The following is a 24792-nucleotide window of genomic DNA, read 5'->3' as shown; positions in this document are numbered from 1 at the left end:
TAACCCTATAAAAATACAAATCAATTGCTTAATAAAAATACATTATTGGAGTAAAAACGTACAGTGGTTTGATTATTAGTTGTTTATTGTGAGTGAAATATAAAGATTCTAACTTTTAAAAGACAGATATTGAATACTATATTTTTTGTAATTTACATTCCGGTTATCTGATTAAAAATATCAGTTTTTTTAATGTAAATAAAGAGTATGGAAGTTAAGTGTATTATTTTTGATTGTGATGGAGTTCTTGTTGATACTGAAAAAATTGGTAATGGAGTATTACTTTCTATGGCCGCTGAGCATGGTTTTGAAATGAAATTAGAAGACGCCTATCGCGATTTTAACGGACGTAATCTGAAAGAATGTTTTATACATATCGAAAATGCGATTGCCAAAAAACTTCCCGATAATTTTGAAAGTGAATATCGCGAAAGAAGCTTTGAAGCATTCAAAACTCAGGTAAAACCGATGGAAGGTATCGTTGAATTCCTAAATAAATTAAAAATTCCATATTGTGTGGCTTCAAGCGGTCCCGTTGATAAAATCAGACTGAATCTTGAAGTAGCGGGTTTACTCGATAGATTCGAAAATAAAATCTTTAGTTCTTACGAAATAAACAGTTGGAAACCGGATCCGGGAATTTTTCTGCACGCCGCAAAAGAAATGGATTTTGCCGTAAAAGATTGCATCGTAATAGAAGACAGCAAAGCCGGAGTAATGGCAGGAATTAGTGGCGGATTTAAAGTTTACGGTTTCGCAAACGGTTATAACAACGAAGACTTAGAAAAAGAAGGAGCTGAGCTTTTTAGTAACTATGAGGAGTTAAATTTTTTGTTTCAGGTTTAAAAAGTTTCAAGTTTCTGGTTACTATTGATTTGTCATTCTGAGGAACGAAGAATCGCATTCGGAACTTGACAAAGATTGACGATTTTCGCGCTAAACCCGACTGGTTTTAAAAACCTGTCGGGTTTAAATTATGCAGAAGTTTAAGTTCTACAACAGCTTTGTCAAAGTTGAAAAACTTTGACAAAGCTTCACATTTCACATTCCCGACATCTCCACAATCAAAGAGAATTATCTAATTTTCTAATTCCCACATTTTCTAATTTCTCTCCATTTCTACATTCGTAATAATTAATGTAATTTGTTGCATTAAAATATATTTTTATATATTTGGATATAAAGATTCGTTTTTTTTAGGGGTTTAGTTTGTCAAATTAGGATTCTAAAAGCTCTGAAACCGACTTTATTTTGCCTTAAAACCGATCTCTCCCCAAGTAGTTGTTTTTAAGATTGTGGCACTCAAAGACCACAAAATAACCTACACACCGCAGCAAAATGACGAAATTTATAATTAGAATTTTAATTCTATACTTATCTTTTATACCCATAATTGGAAACGCTCAAATTAAAAAAATTGGAGTTCCTTTTATTACCAATTACAATCCAAAAACTTATAAAGCGGCTTCTGAAAATTGGGATCTTTTGCAAGATTCTAGAGGAATGCTATTTTTTGCCAATCATTTTGGAATCATGCAATTTGATGGCGTTCGTTGGAGTATTGTTACGCAACCCGAGAATCGTAGTATGGTTCGCTCTCTTGCCATTGATAAAAACGACAAAATGTATGTTGGAGCACAAGGTGATTTTGGTTACACGGTTCAGTTATCAAATGGGCAGTATAAATATACTTCTTTAGTAAAATTGGTTCCGGATTCGGTTAAGAATTTCGGGGATGTTTTGCATACGGTAATCCGAAATAATGAAGTTGTTTTTTTCTCCAACGAGAGAATATTTATTTATAAGAACAATAAAATCAAGGTAATAACGCCAAAAGCGAAATACGACGAGTTTTTTGAAGTCAATAAAGAAATCTATGTTTCAGATGATGTAAAAGGATTGTTAAAACTAAAAGATGATGTTTTGGTTGAAATTCCAAATAGCGCTCAGTTTATAGGAATGAAGATCAGGAAGATTTTTGAAACTAAAGAAGGTTTACTATTTCTAACACAAAAAAAAGGACTTTTTCTTTATAAAAAGAATCAGTTAAAACCGTTTGTAACTGAAGCAGATGATTTATTCAAACAATATCAGATTTCTGCAGGAATTCAGCTTTCTGATGGATATTTTGGAATTGGAACGCGCCAAACCGGATTGATAGTCATTGATCGTGCAGGACATTTGATTCAGCATATTGATAAACAAATGGGTTTGCAGGATGATTATGTAACCAATCTAAAAACAGATTCAGAAGGTAATTTATGGGCAACTTTAAAAGAAGGGATTTCGTTGATTCAGATTTCTTCGCCATTGTCGAGAATACTAGATACTTCTAATGCCGAAACCAAAATATATTGCAGTCAGATTTATCAAAACAAACTTTATATCACCACAGACAATGGTGTATTTTGGTTGGATTGGGAAGCGTATAAAAGTAGTAAAAATACAAATGTACATTTTCAGCATATTTCGGGAATGTCTGAAAATGTATGGAATGTAGGCGTTTTTGGAAATTCACTTTTGGCTTTTGAAAAAAACGGAATTTTCGAAATAAAAGGAAATTCAGCTCAATTACTGGCAAAAACTGATGGAGCATGGCAAGGCGTTATAATTCCGAATCATCCTGATTTATTGCTTGTTGGTGGTTATAACGGTTTGTATTTACTGAAGAATATAAATAATTCCTGGGTTTTTCAGCATAAAATAAAAGGTTTTGAAGAAAGCAGCCGAATAATTGTAACGGAGAAAAACGGAAATATCTGGATCGCTCACGGTTATAAAGGAATCTATAAAATCAAATTTAATGCAACATTCGATGCTGTTTCAAATGTGGAGTTTTACAATCAGGAAGCCGGTTTTCCGTCGAGTTTGTTTTTGAATACTTTCAATATAAACGATCAGATTTTGTTTGGAACCACAAAAGGCGTTTACAAACAAGATTCTCATTCTAAGAAAATGATTCCCGACGCTCTTTTCGAGAAATACCTCGGATTGAAAAGCCATATTCGTTTGCTTAAAGCGGATAATCAAAATAATTTCTGGTACATTTCCGGAGAGAATACGGGAAAAATGAGCCAAAAAGCTGGAGGTAAATTTGATGTTGAAGAACTTCCTTTTAGAAAACTCAGATATTTGTATGTTCCCGGTTTTGAGAATATTCAGACTACTAGAAGTGGCGATGTATTTTTTGGTACACAAGAAGGTTTGATTCATTATAATTCGATTAAAAACAAAAAGTATCAATCAAAATATAAAGCAATTATATCTGAGGTTAAATGTATTTTCCCGAAGGATAGTTTGTTATTTTCGAGTCGATATGATGTACTTCCTACCAATACAGAAGCTTCAAATGATACACTTTCACCGGTTTTATCGTATTCGAATAATGCGCTTCATTTTTCGTTTGCTTCACTTTGTTATGATGAAGCCGACGCTACTAAATATGAATATTGGTTGGAAGGTTTTGAACCAAAATGGTCAGATTGGACGCTACAAACGGAGAAAGAATACACGAATTTGTCCGAGAATGAATATATCTTTCACGTAAGGGCAAAAAATATTTATGATGTGGTAAGTGAAGAAGCCGTTTTTAGATTTGAGATTTCGCCGCCGTGGTACCGCACAAGTTGGGCTTATATTTTGTATTTAATCCTTTTTGGAGTTTTGATTTATGCCATTATCAAGTATCAAAAAAATCTTGCAGAACGTGATCGTGAACAATTGATTCTGAATCAGGAAAAAGAATTGTTGCGAAATCGTGCCGAATTAAACGAGCAAAAACTGGCATTGGAACAAGAAAACATGACGATTATGAGAGAAAATCTTGAAACAACGATTAATCTCAAAAATGCTAAAGTAGCTTCAAGTACAGTGAATCTTATCCATTTGAATGAAATTTTACTTTCGATAAAAGAACTTATCGGGCAAATTGATAAGAAGAATGATCCAAATGTTAACTTCAGTTTACTGACCAAAATCAACCGAATAATTGATCACGAATTAAAAGGTGATCAGCATTGGAACGAGTTTGAAGAGATTTTCAATCAGCTTCATGATAATTTTATGCAACGTTTAAAAACGAGTTTTCCGGAACTGACTCCGCGTGATATGCGTTTGTGTGCTTATTTGCGAATGAATTTCAATACTAAAGAAATTGCGCCGCTTTTAGGAATTTCTGTTCGTGGTGTTGAAGATACCAGATATCGTATTCGGAAAAAACTACAGCTTGCTTCTGATGCGAATATTACGGAGTTCATTTTAAATTTTTAAAAGTTGTTTCACGCAGATTTTAAAAGATTTAGGCTGATTTGTGCAGATGTTTTGGTTTTGTTTTGGAATGAATTAATTCTAAATTAATACATTTTTCGCAATCAATAGCCGCAATCTTGTCATTTCGACAGAGGAGAAATCCTCGCAAGAAACTCCACAATCAAAATCCCCAATCTTTGTCTAGCTACTTGTGGGGATTCCTCGTCCCTCGGAATGACAAAATACGTAAATTTGCTTTGAGCGTATATTTTTCACGCAGATTTGGCAGATTGAGCAGATTTAAATTTAGATATTGATCTGCGTACATTTGCCTAAATCTTTTTAAATCTGCGTGAAACAAAAATTTATATCTCTAAAATTACTACACAAATTGAGTTTTTTATTATTAAGTAAAATCCGAAGTGGTTTTACGGTATTTGCGGGCTATTTATTACATTTTTTTACAAACACCGTAGTCAAACCGTATCTATAAATTGACCTTTTAGGTGGTTTATTTGTTAATATTGTCATCTTATTAATACAATAATGTGTATTTCTTTAGGGAAATTAAGATTTGTTGTATTAATGGAACTTTACTAACAAAAAACCAAAAAAATGAAACAAAATGACTCATTTTTCGGCCGACCACCGAAAAGCAATTACTATTTATTGAAAAGGTGCCTCGTACTGGCAATTTTATTATTGTGTCCTTTTCTAAAACTTCAGGCACAATGCAACACTCTTGTTTGGTCAGATGAATTTAATGGCACAACAGTAGATGCAAGCAAATGGCAAAGTATTACCGGAAACGGTTGTCCATCGCTTTGTGGCTTCGGAAACGGCGAAGCACAACGTTACGATCCTAATCAGGCAACAATTGTCAAGGAAGGAACGGATAGTTATTTGAATATTCAGGCGAAATACGAGCCAAATGCTCAATTTCCGGCGCAACCGTATTCTTCGGCAAAATTAACTACCGAAGGAAAATATTCTATTAAGTACGGAAGAGTCGAAGCCCGTATGAAATTATCTTCGGGAATGGGCGCCTGGCCTGCATTCTGGATGTTACCGGCGGGGACTTCAAATTGGCCTTTTACAGGTGAAATTGATATCATGGAAGCCAAACACAGAAATCCAAAATCGATAGATGGAACGATTCATTATGATGGCGGCGGATACCATTATACAGGTAGAAGTTACAGTTCTCCAACAGATTTGTCTACAGAATTTCACGTTTATGCGGTAGAATGGGGGCCAAATATCATTAAATGGTTTATTGATGGCAATTTATTTCATACTGCTACGCCAAATACGACTGTAAATGGCGGATGGCCTTTTAATGATCAACAGTTTTACATTATTTTAAATCTGGCTGTTGGTAGTGCTGGAACACCTTATACAAGCGTAAACGGGGTTGGTGTTGAACCAATTCCGGCTGATTTTCCGGCAAAACTGCAGGTAGATTATGTGCGTGTTTATACCGGAAGTTTTAATTACGGAGTAGTTGGAGATGCAAAAGTGTATCAAAACGAAACGAGTAAAGCATATTCGTTAAACGCGATTGCAGGTGCAACTTACAACTGGACAGTTCCTGCGGGAGCGACAATTACGTCAGGACAAGGTACAAACACGATTACTGTAAACTGGGGAACATCTGGGGGAGATGTTGCTGTAGCGACTACGGTTTCAGGATGTGCTGCCAGTACGTATAAATTGGCTGTAACTACAGAAGTTCCGTTACCGGTGGAAAGAATTTATGAAGATTTTCAAACGAATCGAAATATAGTTTACGGACTTAAAACAGGAGTTTTGACAGAAGCTGTTGCAAATCCGTCGGCTACGGGAATCAATACTTCGGCTTCGGTTGGGAAATATGTTCGTAATGCTTCTGAATTGTATGATGTTATGAATATCAAAAATGTAGTGATCAGCAATGCTAATGATTATGTTTACGGAAGAAAGAAATTGTCTTTTGATATCTATACTTCGGCACCTGTTGGAACTAAAATCTCGATGCAATTAGAGAATAGTCTGGTAACAACGGCTACAAATTTTCCGTCAGGAAGACATAGCGGTTACAAAGCCACGACAACGGTTCAGAACAAATGGGAAACTATAGAATTTGAATTCGAAAAAGTAATTGATCCAAATACAAGTGCCCTGACCATCAATAATGTAGTATTGCTTTTTGAATCTAATTCGAATTCCGGAGCGACGTATTATTTTGATAATCTGTTGACAAAAGCAGCACCAGAAAAACCAATTATTGCCACGGATGTTTTACAAAACTATGACGGAATCAATAAAATCATCAAAGGAACAACAACCGGAACGTATTCTGTTGTGGCAAATCCGGGTTCAAATTCAGTAAACTCATCTGCAAATGTGGCAAAATATGTTCGAAATGTAACCGAGCAATATGATGTACTTTTCTTTAATACACAAGGTACTATTGAAGACGCAGGTTTACTAAAAAATCAGACGAATAAAATCATGATTGATGTTTATACTTCTGCACCAATTGGTACGGTTGTGAGTCTGAATTTAGAGAATAGCGCAACATCGCTTCCTGCTAATTTTCCAACAGGAAGAAACAGTAATTATGTAGCGATCACGACAAAACAGAATCAATGGGAAACCTTGACTTTCTACTATAATTCAAGTCCTGACGAAGGAACTTCGAACTTGGCGGTAAACCAAATGGTTATTTTGGCAAACTCAGGGTCTTATACAAACGACACCTATTATTTTGATAATATCAGAATTGGTTCTACCAAATTGCCGGATACTTTTACGCCGGGAGTTGTGTACGAAGATTATCAAACGGTACATAATATTACGTTTAGAGACGCGATTGGAACTTATACGGCAAACACGCCAAATCCTAATGCAAGCGGAATCAACACGTCTACGAATGTTGGAAAATATGTTAGAAAATCGACTGAATTATACGATAACTTTTCGTTCAACACGACTTTAACCAATATTGGAGATTTCAAATCCGGAACTAAAAAGTTTGCTATGGATGTTTACACTTCGGCTCCGGTTGGATCTGTAATTTCATGGCAGGCAGAAAGCAGCGCTTCAATTCCGTCCAATTATCCAACAGGAAGACATAGTATTTATCAAGCCGTTGTAAAACAAACCAATACTTGGCACACACTTGTATTTACTTATGCAAGTTCGCCAGATGCTTCAACATTAAATAGCGAAGTAAACCGTTTTGTTTTCTTGTTAGAACCAGGAACGAGTTCAGGAAACACCTATTATTTTGATAATATCAGAGCTGTAAATTTAGTTTCTACAGAAAATCCTCCTGCAACTTTGCCTGCGCCGTGGGTAAGCACAGATTTAGGTGCTGTAACTCCGGTTGGTGAAGCAACTCACGCAAGCGGAATTTTCACTATAAAAGGATCAGGAAATGATATTTGGGATACAGGTGATCAATTTCAATATGTAAATCAACCAATTACAGGTGATGCTGAAATTATTGCCAAAGTAAATTCGTTAACAAATACTAATACGTATGCGAAAGCGGGAGTAATGTTCCGTGAGACGCTTACGCCAACTTCTAAACATGCAATGACTGACGTAAGTGCAGCTGCGGGAGTAGAATTTTTAACAAGAGAAGCTGTTTCAGGAATCACCACGGCTATGGTTGCTGCAGGAACGGCTCCAAAATGGATTCGTGTTACAAGAGCCGGAAATGTATTTACCTCTTATACTTCGGATAACGGATCAGCCTGGATACAACTTGGTGCGCCAAAAACAATTGCAATGGCAAGTACGGTTTATGTGGGAATGGCGGTAACTTCTCATGCAAATGGAACTTTGGCAACTGGAGTTTTCAGCGATGTTATTGTTCGAAATATTACGCCTCCAACTAACAATGTCAATTTGGCTTTAGCCAAAACTGCTACAGCTTCTACAGAAGAAAATGCAACATTATCAGCTAGTAAAGCAACTGACGGAGACGGCACAGGAACAAGATGGGCAAGTTCTTTCGTGAATGCAACAGAATGGATTTATGTAGATTTAGGAAGTAATTACAACATTAATCGTGTGGTTTTGAAATGGGAAGCAGCTTTTGCAACGCAATACAAAATACAGATTTCTACTGATAATGTTTTCACCGAAAATGAAACTGTAAATACGCAAACAGCCAGCGATGGCGGAACTGATGATTTAACAATAAGCGGAACAGGAAGATACATTCGAGTTTTATGTAATGCGAAAGCTTTGGCTCCATACGGATATTCATTATACGAAATTGAAGCTTACGGATCTGCATCGACAGCCAAAAAAGCTTCAGCAATAATTGAAGAAACCGAAGCAGAAGCGACAACTTTTGCCATTTATCCAAATCCGGCAAGTACTTATGTTCAGGTTTCATTGCCTGCAAAATTAGACAACAAAGTCGTAACAATTTATGACGATGCAGGAACATTGGTTGCAGAGGGCAAATTTGATGCAAATGCTACTGAAGGTCTAATTGATATCAGCAGACTTAGAAGAGGAATTTATATTCTGAACTTTAAATCTGACCAGAAAAGCTGGACTAAAAAATTGATTAAGCAATAACCAAAATACAGTTGGGTGTAATGATCCTTAATAGTTACACCCAACTTTTTATAGATTTTATTTTCTCATTCTTGCTAATTAATTAAAAACGAGTTTATTAACCAAAACAATTAAACAATGAGAAATTTTAAATTACAAAAAAAACTTTTTGCAGCATTGCTGTTGGCATTGCTATTTAACTTTAGTTATGGCCAGGGTCCAATACCGTTTACGATTAGTAATGCTTCAACATTTAACGACAGCGACTTGTATGTTGCCATCGTTGGGATTGATTATAATACCGGAAATCACGTTTGGGTAAATGCCAAAACGAGTCAGGTTTTACCAATGAGTTCGTCTTATAATACGGTTACGGGACCTACAATTGGGGGAAATACCGGACCGGGACAAAACTCAAAATACGCAGCATGTTTTACCAAATTAAGTGAAATTCCGAATAAGACTTTTACATTGCCGCAAATTGCAGGATGCAGGGTTTTTATAGCCAAAGGGCAGCAATTGTATTTCTACTTTTTTGGTGCAAGCGGCGCTCCTTCAGGATATACGTCACCAAATCCGTTGAATACAACTGACCCGAATCAGGGAATTTTGTATGAAATCATTGAGTTGACGAATAATCAATATGGTTTTTTTGGAAATCCTTCGAGAGTGGATTCGTATAAATATCCAATGGGATTGGAATTATTTGGTGCCAACGGATATCAGAAACGTGTGGGTGAATTAAAGAAACACGCTGATATTGTTGCAGCTTTCAAAGCCAATGTTCCAACTGAATTTCAAGGTTGTGTAAATGATGCAACGGGTGAAATTACGGCACCTTCTAAAACGCCGGCTTTCGCCGATGGAACGGGAGGCACAAGCGTTGGAGCTCAAGCCAATTATTTGAAATCATATATCGACGCCATTTGGAATAAATACAAAAACGAAGATTTAATATTTTATGCCGGAGATGCCGGAGTTTTCAAAGGAAGAGTTAATGGCGAACAACTGGAAATGGTTGGACAATCAGGAGGTTTTGTTGGTCGTACAGGACGAGTTCAAAACAGGCCATCGACTCAGGAAGCGCTTGAAGGTAAAGGTGTTCTGGACAGAAGATTGGTCGACGGAGATTTGGATCTTGTGATTCAGGCGCAATTAACGGCGGCGATAAACAGACACGTTGTGAATACTACAACGCCAAATCCGGGGCAGCAAAATTGGTACGATGCATCGAAATTTTATCAGGTAAATCCAACCAATCATTATTCTAAATTTTGGCATTTGCCAGGAATAAGTGTTGATAATCTGGCCTACGGATTTGCGTATGATGATGTGGCTGATCAGTCGCCATCGCTTCATACTCCGCAGCCTACAAAAGTAATTGCGACTTTTGGCGGATATGCAGGAACAGTACCTTCCGTACCTGCGACAACAGATGTGATTACGGTTTATAAAGACTGTAACTACACCGGATTCTCAGGCGGATTAACAATTGGAGATTATAATTTGGCACGTTTGAATACTTTAGGAGTCTTAAACGATGATATTTCGTCACTTAAAATTACACAGGGATTTCAGGCGATTTTGTATCAGGATGATAATTTTACCGGAGCTTCAACGGTAATCAATTCTGATAATGCTTGTTTAAATACAACTTGGAATGATAAAGTTACGTCGGTTAGAATTCTTGCAAACGGAACTACAACTTTAGGAAACCAAACTTTCTATTTGCAAAACAGAAACAGCAATTTATACATGGATGTCTGGGGTGCAAGTTTGTCAAATGGAGCCGCGATTAATCAAGGTGCATTGAATTCTGGCAACAATCAGAAATTTACGTTTACACATATTGCTGACGGATTGTATAAAATTATTGCCAATCATAGCGGACAGTCTTTAGATGTAAATAATTTCAATAAAGCCAACGGCGCACATGTAGAGCAATATCCATACAATGCAACTACAAATCAGCAATTTGTATTGGTTTCTACAGGAGACGGATTTTATAAAATTGTAGCCAGACATAGCGGTAGAATTGTTGAAGTGGCTGGGGCAAGCACAGCTTCTGGCGCTGTTGTAGAACAATGGGACAACAACAATCAAACTTGCGGACAATGGAAATTAGTTCCGGCAACAAGTTCTCAAACATCCGTTTTAATTCAGGCAGAAGATTACTCAGCAATGAGCGGAATTCAGGTTGAAGCAACAACAGATACTGGCGGAGGTTCGAATGTTGGTTATACCGAAACTGGAGATTGGTTGGCATACAACAGCATTAATTTTCCAATTACAGGTTCTTATTTAATCGAATACAGAGTTGCAAGCGCTGTAAGTGGAGGCAAGTTATCATCAGATTTAAACGGCGGGACTATTGTTTTAGGAAATGTTGATATTCCGAATACGGGAGGTTGGCAAAACTGGCAAACGGTATCTCAAACGGTAAATGTGAATGCGGGAACGTACAATTTTGGAATCTTCATTCAGAACACGGGAATGAACATCAATTGGATTAAAATTACAAAAGTTGGTGCTGGTTTAGCTGCAAAAACTGCTTCGCCAATAGCTGAAGAAGAATCAGTTTCAGGTGCTTTAAACATATATCCAAGTCCTGTCGAAAATACACTTTTCATCACTACAGATGTAAGCGGTGGAAATGTAAGTATTGTAGATTCTCAAACCGGAAATATAGTTTCGGCACAAAAAGTAAACAACAACAGTATAGATGTTTCGCATTTAAAAAGAGGCGTTTATTTGGTGGTTTTTGAAAAAGACGGTACAAAAACGATTAAGCGTTTTATAAAAAAATAAGTAAAGACTATAAATTTAAGAGTCAAGATTTAAGAGTCAAGATTTTGTGAATCAGTATAAAATCTTGTCTCTTGCATCTTGAATTTAGTCAAAAATCTTCACCCCATTATTTACAAATTTTTATTAATCTATTAAACAATTACCATGAGAAACAATTACAAAAAAATGCCACTAAAATGGATGATCATTTTAGTTTTGGGAGTGTTCAATTTGTCAATGGCCCAGAAGAAAGTAATAGCGTACATTCCCAATTGGGTCGATCTGAATTCGTTTTCGAGCAGCGTTCAGTACAGTAAATTAACCCATATTAATATTGCTTTCGAAAATCCCGATGCAAACGGATATCTTTCCTGGAATTCAGGAAGTACTACCATTATTAACGCGGCGCATGCGCAAAACGTAAAAGTATTTGTTTCACTTGGTGGAGGCGCAGTTTCTGAAGGAGGCGCTATTCGTGATAATTATTTCAATCTTATTACGAGTGGCAACAGAACGGCTTTTATCCAAAAGATATACGATTATGTCGTTGCGCACAACTTTGATGGTGTCGACGTAGATCTTGAAGGTCCTGCGATTAATGGCGATTACGGAGGATTTGTAATTGCTCTTGCAGCGAAATTGCATGCGAATGGCAAATTGATTTCAGCAGCCCTTTCAGAAGGATATGGCGGAGCAAATGTACCGGCATCTACTTTTGCTGCTTATGACTGGATTAATATCATGGCATATGACGCGACAGGACCTTGGGCTCCGGGAAGTCCGGGACAACATTCTCCGTATAGTATGGCTGTAAATCAGTTTAATTACTGGACAGGAAGAGGATTGCCTGCAAGTAAAGCCATTATTGGTCTTCCGTTTTACGGATATGGTTTTGGAGCTTCGGCAAATCAGGGAATTTCGTATGCTAATATCGTAGCGCAATATCCGGGAGCTGAAAATTTAGACCAAGTTGGAAACACCATTTATTATAACGGAATTCCAACTATCAAAGCAAAAACAACTTTTGCAATTCAAAATGCAGGCGGAGTTATGATTTGGGAATTGTCACAGGATGCAACAGGAGCAAAATCATTATTAACTGCCGTAAACCAAGTTATTACAGGTAGTAACCCTCCAGGAACAGGTACTTTAATACAAGCAGAAAACTACTCAACTATGAGTGGCGTTCAAACTGAAGCGACTACAGATACTGGCGGAGGATTAAATGTAGGTTACGCAGATGCAAACGATTGGATGGCGTATTACAACATCAATTTTCCAACCTCAGGATCGTATGTAATAGAATATAGAGTGGCAAGTGCCGTAAACGGAGCAAGAATATCATCTGATTTGAATGCAGGAAGTATTCAGTTAGGAGCTGTTAATATTCCGAATACGGGAGGATGGCAAAACTGGCAAACAGTTTTACAAACGGTAAATGTAACTGCCGGAACGTATAACTTCGGAATCTTTATTCAAGCTTCGGGAGTGAATATAAACTGGTTTAAGATTACAAAATCCGGAACTGCTTTAGCGGCAAAAACTGCTTCGCCAGAAGTTGTTACTGAAGATTTTGTAGCTTTAAGTATTTATCCAACTTCTGTTGACAGTACGCTTTTTATCACTTCAGATGTAAGTGGAGCAAATGCAAGTATTGTAAATTCTCAAACAGGAGCCGTAGTTTCAAAACAAAAGATTAATTCTAATTCTATAGACGTTTCGCATTTAGAAAAAGGGGTTTATCTGGCTGTTTTTGAAAAAGATGGTACACAAACCGTTAGACGTTTTATAAAGAAATAATGAACTTTAAAGATAAACCTTTGTCGAAGTTTTAAACTTTGACAAAGGTTTACACCCAGAATCGTTTGTTAGTTTAAGGCTGTCAGAAATGACAGCCTTTTTGATTAGGGTATAATTTTTTCCTCACGCAATTGATCAAATAGTTTATAGAACATTTCTTCGGTATCTATAAATTCATGGAAACCAAAACGTCTGGCTTTACTTCCGTCAGCAAAAAAATCGTAATCCCATGAAAAAACAAAATCACCAAATCCCCAGCTGGATAATTTTTCATAACTGTGTTTCTCTAAATGGTATTTCTCCTGAATATTTTCCCATAAAACCTTTTTATCAGCCATAATCGTTTGCAACTGCATTTGAAGCGGTGGCGCAACAGGAATATTAAAATAAGCGGCAATTTTTGGCCATAATTCATTCCATCTGAACAAATCTCCGTTTGAAATATTAAAAGCCTGATTGGCACATTGTATGTTTGTCGCAGCCCAAACAGTCGCTTTGGCTAATAATCCGGCATCAGTCATTTCCATAATTTTGTCGTAGGCACCAGGCTTTCCGGGAAAACGAAGCGGAAGATTTAATTCTTTCGAAATTGAAGCATAAACCGCAATAACAAGGGCTAAATTCATTGGGTTTCCTACCGCCGTTCCACCAACAACTGACGGACGAATGGCTGTCCAATTCCAGTTTTTTCCTTGCTGTTTTTTCTCTAAAAATTCTTGTTGGTCAATATTAAATTCCGGAGGCATGTGACCGGCATCACTTTCTTTCGCAGGAGTTTTAAATGGGCCAAGATGCGCTCCATAAACTTTATATCCCTGCATTAAACTAATATGTTGTAGATTCTTAGATAACGGTTCAATTGTATTAACTACATTTTGAAGCATAGTCAGGTTGGGTTCTACAAGTTCAGCCCAGGAAGGACGATCCTGAAAAGCAGCATAAAAAATATGAGTAATGTTATCCAGATGTGATAATTGTTTTTGAGAATCTTCAGCATTCAATAAGTCGACAGAAATATATTGAAGATTAGGTGCATTATCGCCGCCTTTTCTTGATAAACCAATAACATTCCAGTTTCCTAAAGATAAAAGATGATCGATAAGATTTGTTCCGATCACTCCATTTGCACCAACTACAAGTGCAGTATTTTTATTCGTTGCCATATTCTTTGTATTTAAAATTACAATACAAAGTTGGGACAGTTTTTAGCCATTAAAAATGAAGTAGATTAGGAAAAAAGGTTGAAGTAGTTCAACTTTTCTTTTTCAATTTCTTGTTCCGTATTTTCGAAAGAAATTCGGTAGTCATTCCTAAATATGACGCCAGCGCATATTGAGGTACCCGCTGCACAATTGAAGGATATTTTTCTATAAAACTCTCGTAGCGTTCTTCTGCTGTAGAAGTAAGATTCAAAATAATTCTGCGTTGGAAAAATGCAGCAGTTCGTTCAGCAGTAATACGAAAGAAAGTTTCGAATTTTGGATTGGTATTTTTTAGTTTTGTCTCGGCTTCAAAATCTAATTGCAAGAGAACGGTATCTTCCAATGCCATAACAAACATAGTTGCCGGTTGTTGATAAATATAACTATTATAATCCGAAATCCACCAGTCCTCGATCGCAAACGAAATGGTGTGTTCTTGTCCTTGACCGCTTACAACGTAAGCTCTTAAAGCACCTTTTACAACATAATTTCTATACTTAGCGACAAAATCAGGCTGGATGATAAATTGTCTTTTTTTGATTTTTGTAATTTTAAACTCAGAAACAAACTGATCCAGTTCTTCTTCAGAAAGTTGTATTCGATTTTGTATGTGATGTATCAAAGACTGGTATTCTTCCATTAGGTTTGAGTTTGATTATATTGATTTTAGATTTTAGACTTTTGATTTTAGATTTTAGATTTTGTCAAAATTGGTATGCGTATTTTTGTAAACCCGACAGGTTTTTAATCCCGAGGCTTCGGGACTGTCGGGTTTGAATGCGTATAGAATTGTGTTTTTACACCGATTCCCATTTTCCGTTTTGCTTCGCGATATCAATCAAAAGCTGACCGTGTTCCGTCATTAAACCTTGTTCAATCATTCTTTCGGCGCGATCTCTGTTAGGTTGGCTCCATTTACTTTTCTTTGGATTTCTGGGTGTGAAAGTCAGATAATAACTTTCTCCATCCCGTTTTTTGCATAAACTATCAATCCATCCAAAACATAAAGCTTCTTCGGTGGCATCGATGAGGTTAACGCTTTCGACTTTACTTTTTTTATGGTATAAAATTAACCAAACCGATTTCTCAATCTGACTGTTTTCCTGTAGCCAATTGCGCCATTCACTTCTGGTTTGAGCATAAACGGCTATTTTTCCATCTTTTGTTTCCATAAGTTTCGAATTGAAAATTGATATAAATTTAATGAAATTTTGTTGGAAAGCTGGGGTGATTTTACCGCAAAGTGCGCAAAGTTTTTTTGTTTTAGATTGCGGTTAGTAAACACAAAGTTCGCAAAGCTTTTCTAATTAATCTCGCAAAGCCGCAGAGTTGCAAAGTTTTTATTTTCTTTGCGACTCTGCGACTTTGCGCGCATAATACACGCGTCATCTTAAAAAAAAACTTAGCGAACTTTGCGGTAAAATTTTAAATTACAATAAATATTTATCTTTCGATAACAATAGGGTAAAGGTCTTTCCATATTTAATTCCTAAAATTGCAAATACTCTTTATGATTGCGCCACTTCATAAATCCCTTTAAAATTTTAACCTAAATGAATTTAAAAATTATATTCACTCATAAAGCCTATTTCATATTTCTGTTTTTTCTATGTTTCCATTCTACTATTTCGGCACAAAAATCGACGAATCTTAATGGAACTCAGATTGCCTTTTTATCCGATGTTCATTTGCAGGATTTATTCGGAACATTTTCTGATAATGATTATAAAGGTATTCAGAATCCAAATAATGGAAAATATGTTTTGATGCGAACAATGGCTTCTCAGTTGCATTCGACCCGAATCTTCAATGAAAACTATTTTGCTTTTATTGCTGCTTTAGAAGATATCGCAAAGCGAAAAATAAAATACGTCGTACTTCCGGGAGATTACACAGACGATGGTCAGCCGATACATGTAAAAGGACTGGAGAAAATCTTAGACGAATACCGAAAAAAGTACAATATCGAATTTTTTATCACAACTGGAAATCACGATCCCGTTGGGCCTTTTGCGCAAGATTCGGGCAAAGAAGATTTTCTGGGGAAAGACGGAAAAAGCCAGCCTATTTATAGCAAAGAAGGTTTGTATAAACCAAATTTAACTATTGAAGAACCTGTAGTTGTCACTGCTGATATTGCCAAAATGGGTTATCTGGGAATCACTGACAATCTAAAGGATTTTGGTTTTTATCCGAATAAAAAATACAAATTTTGGGCAACGCCTTTTTCGACTTATACTTCTCAGAATTATAGTTTTAAGAAAGCAACTGAAGCTGCTTTACTATCAAACCGAGTGTATAATGTGGCACCGGGATATGAAGTTCCGGATGTGAGTTATGTCGTAGAACCTGTTGATGGACTTTGGTTAATGGCGATAGATGGTAATGTTTATATTCCGAAGAAAGATGCTACGGCAGATCCTAAAGATTCTAAAAATTATTCGGAGGCAAGTACAGGATATAACAATGTACTTTCGAATAAAAAACACCTTATAAAATGGGTCGAAGAAATTTCGGCGCAAGCCAAACAACAAGGCAAAACATTAATCGCTTTCAGTCATTTTCCGATGATTGATTTTAATGATGACGCTTCCGCGGAAATAAAAGAATTGCTTGGTCCTAATAAATGGCAATTAAACCGAGTTCCGGTTGAAGAAGTGGCGCAGGTTTTTGCCGATGCAGGATTGAAGATTCATTTTGGCGGACATATGCATATTAACGATACCGGAATCCTTACGACGGCAAAAGGAAATACTTTAGTAAATGTTCAGACACCTTCATTGGCTGCTTATATTCCGGCATATAAACTATTGACGATTCAAAAAGATAATCTTGTAGACATTCAAACGATAACAATCGATGAAGTTCCGAGATATAATGAACTTTTTGATTTGTATAAAATGGAATATAAATTTCTGGAAAGTCAAAACACAAAAGACATCTGGAACATTGATATTTTAAAAACTAAAAACTATCATGATTTCACCGATTTTCATTTGAAAGAATTGGTTCGTTTGCGTTTCCTTAAAGATGATTGGCCGGCAGGATTTAAGAATTTTATTTTGAATGTTTCGGGAGAAGATTTGTTGATGTTAGCCAATATTCAATCCGATAAGGATTTTGATGTAATTCTGAAAAATAAAGAAAAATTCCAGAAAGAATGGAAAGAAGCTGAAACTAAATCGGCTAAAATGTTATCTGATAATAATCTCAAAAAAGAAGATTTAAATTGGACTGGTTATGATTTATTGGTTGATTTCTACCGCTTTAGAAGCGCCGATGAATTGGCTTTAGCCGATGTTGGAACTGAAAGAGCGAAACTATATAAAGTATTGTCTCAAATGTTTTTTGAAAACCATAAAGATGATTCTTCTAAAGAAAAGCCTTTGCAAAACCAAATGCGATTGTTTTTGATCATCTTCAATAAATTCATGCACGAAGTTCCGGCAGATCATTTTAGTGTTGATTTGAAAACGGGGGAACTTAAGAGTTTGAAAAAATAGTTTCAAGTTTTAATTTGTTTCAGGTTTCAAGTTTTACTGTGTGTGAAAATTGGAACGTTTTTTTAACCGCAAAGGGCGCAAAGTTTTTTTGTATGTAAGGCTTTAAATAAAACGCAAAGTTCGCAAAGCTTAGTCAATTAGCTTTGCGACTTCGCGTCTTTGCGAGATTAAACAAAACCAGCTTTGCGAACTTTGCGTTTATTAAGCGCAATCTAAAACAAAAAGCTTTGCACCCTTTGCGGTTAAATCTCATTTCAATAACTTGAAACTTGAAACAAAATAAACCTGAAACTAAAGTTTACTTCATTCCGTTTACCGGATTCACTCTCACATAAGTCCCATCATCATATTTTATCTGATAAGGAGAATTGAAGAAAGTACTTGGCAAATAATAATCGGTGGTGATGATTTGTGCGCCTGATTTTTTGGCTGCTTCAAAGTGTGAATAATCATTTTTGCGGGCTTCTTTAGTATCTGAGTCGGCTCTGGTACGGATTATATATCCTTTTTTGACCAAGTCTGTAATTCTTGGATCTTCAGAATTGCCTATCAATAATGCTGCAGCTTCTGGTTTCCCTGGATCTGCGCAAACGAAAGCGGCACGTCCTTTTAGCGAAGGATGATTCAACGCATACAGATCTCTTTTGGCTCCGTTATTGTCCAGAATAAATAAGAACTTACCTTTTGCTTTTTTCAGCGTTGGCCAATTGTTGTTTAAAACAGCTTCTTCTAGAGTTTTGTATTTTCCACGAACCATATCGGGTGTAATTAATTTATTTCCTAAGCCTTTTCTAAGTTCTTTGTCTAAAGCATCAAATAATTCAGGAGTAAATTTTTCCGCTTTTGTACCTAAGAAACTGTCATCATCTTTTGGTTCCAGCGTAATAAAAACCGGAATGTGATTTGGGTTTGCATCAGACCATTTTTTTAATTCAGCAAGCGCAATTTGAAGCGTGTAACAAGAAGTTCTGAAATCAATATCGATCATATGAAAAACTTTAAAACCCGGTTTTTTCATCTCTCCTTTTGGATCATAAGCGGCTTCAGATTTTGCAAGATCCAATCCTTTTGGATGTGCAAATTTTCCGCCTTTTGAATCGGGCTGAACATCAATTTCCAGATTTCGCAAACCTTTATTTAATTGTTCTGTAAGCGAAATATGCGTGTATTGAAGCCCTTTTAGGGAACGCGAAGTATCTTTTGCCTGAATGAAATCGTATAAATCTTTTTCGATATTCTGACGGTAACTGTTGTGCGAGCCAATTACTTGAATTTGGTTGATTTTTAGGTTGTCGTTTTGCGCATGTATGCCGTTGTGGATTGCGCCGGCAAGAAATAGTGTAAACAGAATTTGTTTCATGATTGAAAGGTATAATTTTTATTAATACTGAGGACGCAGCATTAGAAAATTACCTTTTTAGTAAACATGTGGACATAAATATTCTAAATCAGTTTTGAACACTAATTGCACGATCCCGAAGCTTCGGGAGCACAAATTTTAATACATTAACCTTGTTTGTGAAATTAATTTCACGAACGTATTAGTAACAATTAGTGTTATCTTTTTTAACTGTCTCTATACGGTATTTTAGTAGGCACTAAATTAAATACACAATCTGATTTTTATGTTAGTTAAAGAAAAAGAAATCGCAAACCAATTGTCATTTCTCCCTGAAAAAAGTAGTATTAATAAAACAAATGAATTCATTACTTAATTTAAAGATAACGTTCAGACAAAAAACTTTGGTATAACATTTTATTATTTTACATCACCAAATAGTCCCCAAATTAGTTATGAAAAACCCTGAAATTTTTGAAAAAACGTATACTGAATACTGGAAAAAGCTCAATGCCTTTTCGTATACGATGACTCAGGATAAAGACTTGGCACAGAATATAGTTCAGGATGTTTTTATCGATTTATGGGAAAGAAAAGATGATTTGAATATAAATGCCATCGAGCCTTATTTGTTTCGGGCTGTAAAAAATCAGGTTTTCAAACATTACCAAAATAATCGTTTTGACAAGACGATTCTCGAAGATCAATTTGAAGATTACATTATAGATAATTTTGCGACGATCGATCCTGAATTAATGGATTTACTTTATTCCTTATTAGACAAACTTCCGGAGAAAAGAAAAGAAGTTCTGTTGATGTATAAATTTCAGGATATGTCAATTGATCAAATTGCTGATGAATTGGGAATTTCGAAACAAACGGTTAAAAATCAAATTTCTTCAGCACTAAAACAATTACGCGAAGGCTTAAAAGACCTTGCCTGGCTTGCTCCATTTATTATTTTGAATCAAAAGTTTTAAGATAACTTTCTGTTAATGGTTTCATAATATTTCCGGATAGTACGATTTCATGATTCTGGTACTTACTAGTAATAATAAGTATTATGATAAAAAGAATCAAACATAGTTTAGAATATCTTATAGATAAAAGTTCGCGAAATAAAACTTCAATAGCAGAAGAAAATCTACTTAATGATTTTGCTTTTACTCAATATCAGCTTTCAAAATGGAATGAGGTTTCAATGGGAAATTCAGATGAAGTTTCTCAGGAAATCTACGAAAATATTCAACTTAGAATAGGGAAGAAAAAAACTTTTAGTCCTTATTTAAAATACATGGCAGCTGCCACTATTCTTTTTCTTGTTGGTTTAGGATTTTTCTTCCGACCAAATATTGCTATCGAAAAGCAACTGTCATTTAAAACCTCAGATTCCCCCAAATCTATCGAATTAAGTGATGGCTCGAAAATTTATCTGGCAGCAAATTCATCATTTCAATATCCTGAAAAATTTGAAGGAGACGAAAGAAAGGTTTCGCTATTAAAAGGAAATGCATTTTTTGAAATTGCCAAAGACAAAAAACATCCTTTTATTATTTCTTCCCGCGAAATCAAAACCAGAGTAGTAGGAACGTCATTTCACATTCAGTTATCAAAATCAAAATGTGAAGTGATTGTTGTTACCGGAAAAGTAAATGTTACCTCAAAAGGGCAAAGTGTTGATTTGGTACCAAATGAAGAAGCTTTGTTTGAATCTCAAAAACTGAGCAAACAAATGGCTGATAAATCATTTTTGGTTAATTGGTACAATACAGATGTAACGCTGGATCAAACCACTCTTAAACAAGTTATTACGATTTTACAATATAAATACGGAGTTTCATTTCAGTACAATAATGAACAAGTATTAGCAACGCCATTAACGGTGTTCATAAAGAAGGACGCATCATTAGAGAATGTTTTAGAACAAATTAATTATATCACAAACCTAAAATTCAAAGTTTATGACGAAATAGTAAAAGTGAATTAAAAACAAAAAAGCAGTTGCTGAGAACAACTGCGATTAATAATTAAGTATCGATAAAAAACCAATAACTTAAATCATGTATTTTAAACTTTCCTATTTAAATCTAAAGAGAATTGCCTTTTTAGTCCTGGCGTTACTGGCCATTCAAAATGGTTACAGTAAAACTAATTTCCTAGAGAATTCAAAAGTAAAAAATAAAACAGAAAAAGCTACACTTGTTTCTATTTTTTCAAAACTAAGCAAACAAACAGACTATAAGTTTAGTTATGGACAAGCAATTATTGCTGATAATACAGTATATACGGTAGATTTTTCAGATGATTCTGTAGCTTTAATTTTAAACGATCTTTCTAAAAAAGCTAATTTCAATTACAACATTAATGGAAAATTAGTTTTAATTCAAAAAACAGAAGCACCAAAAACTATTTCGCGTAAAGCAATTGACAGAGTTAAGGTAAAGGGAAAAATTGTTGACGAAAATAAAGTGCCAATTCCTGGTGCGACTGTTATGGAAACGAGTTCGTCAAATGCAACTACCACTAATTTCGATGGAGAATTTGAAATCACAGTAGGTGAGGGCAAAACAATCCAAGTTTCATATATGGGTTATAATACCAAGACTGTTGTGGTACAAAGTGGTTTTATGACGATTCAGTTAGAGCCAAATGCTGCTGAACTAAATGAAGTTTTGGTTGTAGGTTATGGTAAACAAGCTAAAAAAGATGTTACCGGAGCTGTTACACAACTTGAAGCGGCAAATTTTAGACAAGGAGTTAATATTTCGCCTGACAATTTATTACAAGGAAAAGTAGCTGGAGTTCGTGTTGTAAGCACAAGTGGAGAACCAGGAGCTGGAGTAAATGTTACGATTCGTGGAGTTGGATCTATCAGAAGTGGAAGTACGCCTTTGTTCGTAGTCGATGGTATGCCATTGTCTAATGATGATATCAGTCCGGCTGGAACGAATGTTGGTTTTGGAAGTTCTACGGCAAAAAATCCATTAAATTTTTTGAATACAAGTGATATCGAATCGATTACGGTTCTTAAAGATGCTTCTGCAGCTGCTATTTATGGAGCAAGAGGATCAAACGGAGTTGTTTTGGTTACTACAAAAAAAGGATCTAAAGGCGAAGGAACATTATCTTTTGATTCTTATATGGGAGTTTCGAATGTTGCTCATAAATTGGATGTTTTAAATGCAAGTGAATATAGAAATGCGATAAAAGATAAAGCATTTGATCATGGTGGAAACACAGATTGGCAGGATGTAATTTTTAGATCTGCAATCACTACCAACAACGCTTTGTCTTTTGCAAAACAAACAGAATCAGGAAATTATTATGCTTCTGTTGCACAAATGGATCAGCAAGGAATTATTCGTAACAGTAATTTCAAACGTCTTTCGGGTAGAATTAATGCTGCTGAATCATTTTTGGACAATAAACGTTTAAAATTAAAAGTGAATCTTACAGCGAGTCAGACTGTAGATGACGGAGTTCCTACAAGTGATGACGGTGGTTCTAACGGACAATTGGTGATACATACTTTGATGGCAAACCCAACAAGATCAGTTTTTGATGCAAACGGAAACTACACGAATTTTAATATGAATGCGCATTATAATCCTGCTTATTTATTAAGTATTTATGAGGATCAAACGAATACGTTGCGTGTTTTAGGAAATCTAGAAGCTTCTTTTAGAATCGTTAACGGATTAGAATATAAACTAAACGTTGGGGTAGACCGTTCAACTTCTGAAAGAAATACTACAATTTATCCAAACATTACGGATATAAGTAAAATTGGTAAATATGTTCAGAATAATCTTGATTCAAAGAACTCATTAATCGAACATTATTTAACTTACAACGGAACATTTGGAAAACATAAGGTCGAAGTTTTGGGTGGTTTCTCTTATCAAAAATTCGAAAGATCAGGTACAAGTTTTAGTATTGAAGGTATTACTGAAAAAGGTGTTGGTGTAAAACCTGAAATCAATCCTGGATTCAAAGGTATTCTTCCTGTACTTTCCGGATATGCTCAGGAAAACGAATTACAGTCTTACTTTGGAAGGTTGAATTATACTTTCAACGAAAAATATCTTTTAACGGCTTCGATGAGAGCGGATGGTTCGACTCGTTTTGGAGATAATAACAAATATGGTTACTTTCCTTCATTTGCTTTAGGATGGAATATTTCTAAAGAAAGTTTCTTAGAAAATGTATCGGCTATCAACAATTTAAAGTTAAGAGCAAGCTGGGGACAAACAGGAAATCAGGAAGTGGAGAATAAAATTACGAAAGCAAGTTATTCTTTATCTGGTGCTGACGGATATTATTTGTATGATGATTTAAATCTTGTAAACGGAGTTTCTGTAGTGAGAACAGCAAATCCTGAATTAAAATGGGAGGTTGTAACACAATCGAATTTGGGTTTAGATTTTAGTTTATGGAAGGATAAATTGTACGGTAGCCTTGATTATTTCAAGAAAACCACTACAGACGCTATCTTAAACGTTACTTCGCCATTATTAAGTCCAACTACAATGGTTTGGACGAATCTTAGCAATCAGGGTAAAATTGTGAACAAAGGTTTTGAGTTTATGTTAGGTTCAAAAATCATTAGCACTAAAGATTTTAGCTGGAATGTTGACGTAAACGGAGCAACATTAAACAATAAAATTGAAGATTTACCAATTTCAGAAATCTTAACAGGAACTATTTCAGGTCCAGGACAATCTGGTGTAAATGCAAATATTTATAAAAGTGGTTATGCTGCAGGTTCATTTTACTTGTTACAACACATAGGTTTTGATAGTAAAGGCGGTAACATCTTTAAAGATCAAAACGGTGACGGTAAAATTGATAACAGCGACAGGGTTATTATCGAAGGCGCTTTACCAACTTTTTACTACGGACTTAATAGTGATATGAGATATAAAAACTTCAGTTTTTCATTCTCAATTATTGGTCAAACCGGAGGTTATTTGTTAAATAATACAGGATTAAATGCTTTAAATATCAACAATCTGGCTTCTGACAGAAACGTTTCTACAAATTATTATGAGTCTGGTGCAAATCCAACAAACTCACCAATTTTGTCGACTCTTTTCTTAGAAAAATCTGATTTTATCCGATTAAATACGGCGCGTATTGGTTATAATTTCGACTTAAAAGGATTGAACTGGTTAAACGGATTAACGCTTTATGTAACAGGAAATAATTTAGTTACAATAACGCATTACTCAGGTTTTGACCCATTAATTAACAGCCCGAAACCAAGCGCAGGAAACCAATCTATTGGTATTGATTACGCGGCTTATCCAACTTCGAGAACGTTCAGTTTTGGAGCAACTTTAAAATTATAAAT

General features: G+C 35.5%; 13 protein-coding genes. 9 read left to right on the top strand and 4 right to left on the bottom strand.

Annotation, left to right across the window (positions count from 1 at the left end; genetic code table 11):
* Positions 1-207: 207 nt before the first annotated feature.
* The 5 genes from CHB81_RS08785 (at position 208) to CHB81_RS08765 (ending at position 13395) form a co-directional block, all read left to right on the top strand.
* Positions 208-846, top strand: a complete 639-nt coding sequence (locus tag CHB81_RS08785) for an HAD family phosphatase (protein ID WP_089351525.1) — start codon at positions 208-210, stop codon at positions 844-846.
* Between the two features lie 492 nt (positions 847-1338).
* Positions 1339-4269 carry a triple tyrosine motif-containing protein gene (locus CHB81_RS08780; RefSeq protein ID WP_089351524.1) on the top strand — a complete coding sequence of 977 codons (2931 nt, stop codon included), beginning with the start codon at positions 1339-1341 and terminating at the stop codon, positions 4267-4269.
* Between the two features lie 594 nt (positions 4270-4863).
* A complete protein-coding gene (locus CHB81_RS08775) occupies positions 4864-8829 on the top strand; it encodes a family 16 glycosylhydrolase (RefSeq protein WP_089351523.1) in 3966 nt (1321 codons plus the stop codon).
* 117 nt (positions 8830-8946) lie between these two features.
* Positions 8947-11616, top strand: a complete 2670-nt coding sequence (locus CHB81_RS08770) for a beta-1,3-glucanase family protein (protein ID WP_089351522.1) — start codon at positions 8947-8949, stop codon at positions 11614-11616.
* Between the two features lie 144 nt (positions 11617-11760).
* The gene (locus CHB81_RS08765; protein WP_089351521.1) at positions 11761-13395 is read left to right on the top strand and encodes a glycosyl hydrolase family 18 protein; all 1635 of its coding nucleotides are present in this window, start codon (positions 11761-11763) and stop codon (positions 13393-13395) included.
* Between the two features lie 104 nt (positions 13396-13499).
* On the opposite strand, the gene CHB81_RS08760 is transcribed toward CHB81_RS08765, so the two are convergent.
* The 3 genes from CHB81_RS08760 to CHB81_RS08750 form a co-directional block, all read right to left on the bottom strand.
* Entirely contained in the window at positions 13500-14558 is a 1059-nt protein-coding gene (locus CHB81_RS08760; RefSeq protein ID WP_089351520.1) for an SDR family oxidoreductase, read from the bottom strand.
* Between the two features lie 88 nt (positions 14559-14646).
* Positions 14647-15237 (bottom strand): Crp/Fnr family transcriptional regulator, encoded by a 591-nt coding sequence (locus CHB81_RS08755; RefSeq protein ID WP_089351519.1) that lies wholly within the window; start codon positions 15235-15237, stop codon positions 14647-14649.
* Positions 15238-15394: 157 nt separating this feature from the next.
* Positions 15395-15769, bottom strand: coding sequence for a YdeI family protein (locus tag CHB81_RS08750; RefSeq protein ID WP_089351518.1), 375 nt, complete (start codon positions 15767-15769; stop codon positions 15395-15397).
* Positions 15770-16150: 381 nt separating this feature from the next.
* Here CHB81_RS08750 and CHB81_RS08745 point away from each other — a divergent pair, with 381 nt between their 5' ends.
* The gene (locus CHB81_RS08745; RefSeq protein ID WP_089351517.1) at positions 16151-18100 is read left to right on the top strand and encodes a metallophosphoesterase; all 1950 of its coding nucleotides are present in this window, start codon (positions 16151-16153) and stop codon (positions 18098-18100) included.
* Positions 18101-18398: 298 nt separating this feature from the next.
* Here the strand turns inward: CHB81_RS08745 and CHB81_RS08740 are convergent, their stop codons facing one another.
* Positions 18399-19460 carry a phosphatidylinositol-specific phospholipase C1-like protein gene (locus CHB81_RS08740; protein WP_089351516.1) on the bottom strand — a complete coding sequence of 354 codons (1062 nt, stop codon included), beginning with the start codon at positions 19458-19460 and terminating at the stop codon, positions 18399-18401.
* 434 nt (positions 19461-19894) lie between these two features.
* Between CHB81_RS08740 and CHB81_RS08735 the strand changes: the two genes are divergently transcribed.
* From CHB81_RS08735 to CHB81_RS08725, 3 genes are all read left to right on the top strand, one after another.
* Positions 19895-20419 (top strand): RNA polymerase sigma-70 factor, encoded by a 525-nt coding sequence (locus tag CHB81_RS08735; protein ID WP_089351515.1) that lies wholly within the window; start codon positions 19895-19897, stop codon positions 20417-20419.
* An 83-nt stretch (positions 20420-20502) separates the two neighbouring features.
* Positions 20503-21426: a FecR family protein gene (locus tag CHB81_RS08730; RefSeq protein WP_089351514.1), complete on the top strand. Its 924-nt coding sequence runs from the start codon at positions 20503-20505 to the stop codon at positions 21424-21426.
* Positions 21427-21499: 73 nt separating this feature from the next.
* The gene (locus CHB81_RS08725) at positions 21500-24790 is read left to right on the top strand and encodes a SusC/RagA family TonB-linked outer membrane protein (RefSeq protein ID WP_089351513.1); all 3291 of its coding nucleotides are present in this window, start codon (positions 21500-21502) and stop codon (positions 24788-24790) included.
* The last annotated feature ends 2 nt before the right edge of the window (positions 24791-24792 follow it).

The sequence above is a fragment of the Flavobacterium sp. ov086 genome (genome assembly GCF_900187965.1).
Taxonomy (GTDB): domain Bacteria; phylum Bacteroidota; class Bacteroidia; order Flavobacteriales; family Flavobacteriaceae; genus Flavobacterium.
The sequence above is the reverse complement of the archived record's forward strand: the minus strand, read 5'-3'. Positions and strand labels throughout refer to the sequence as shown.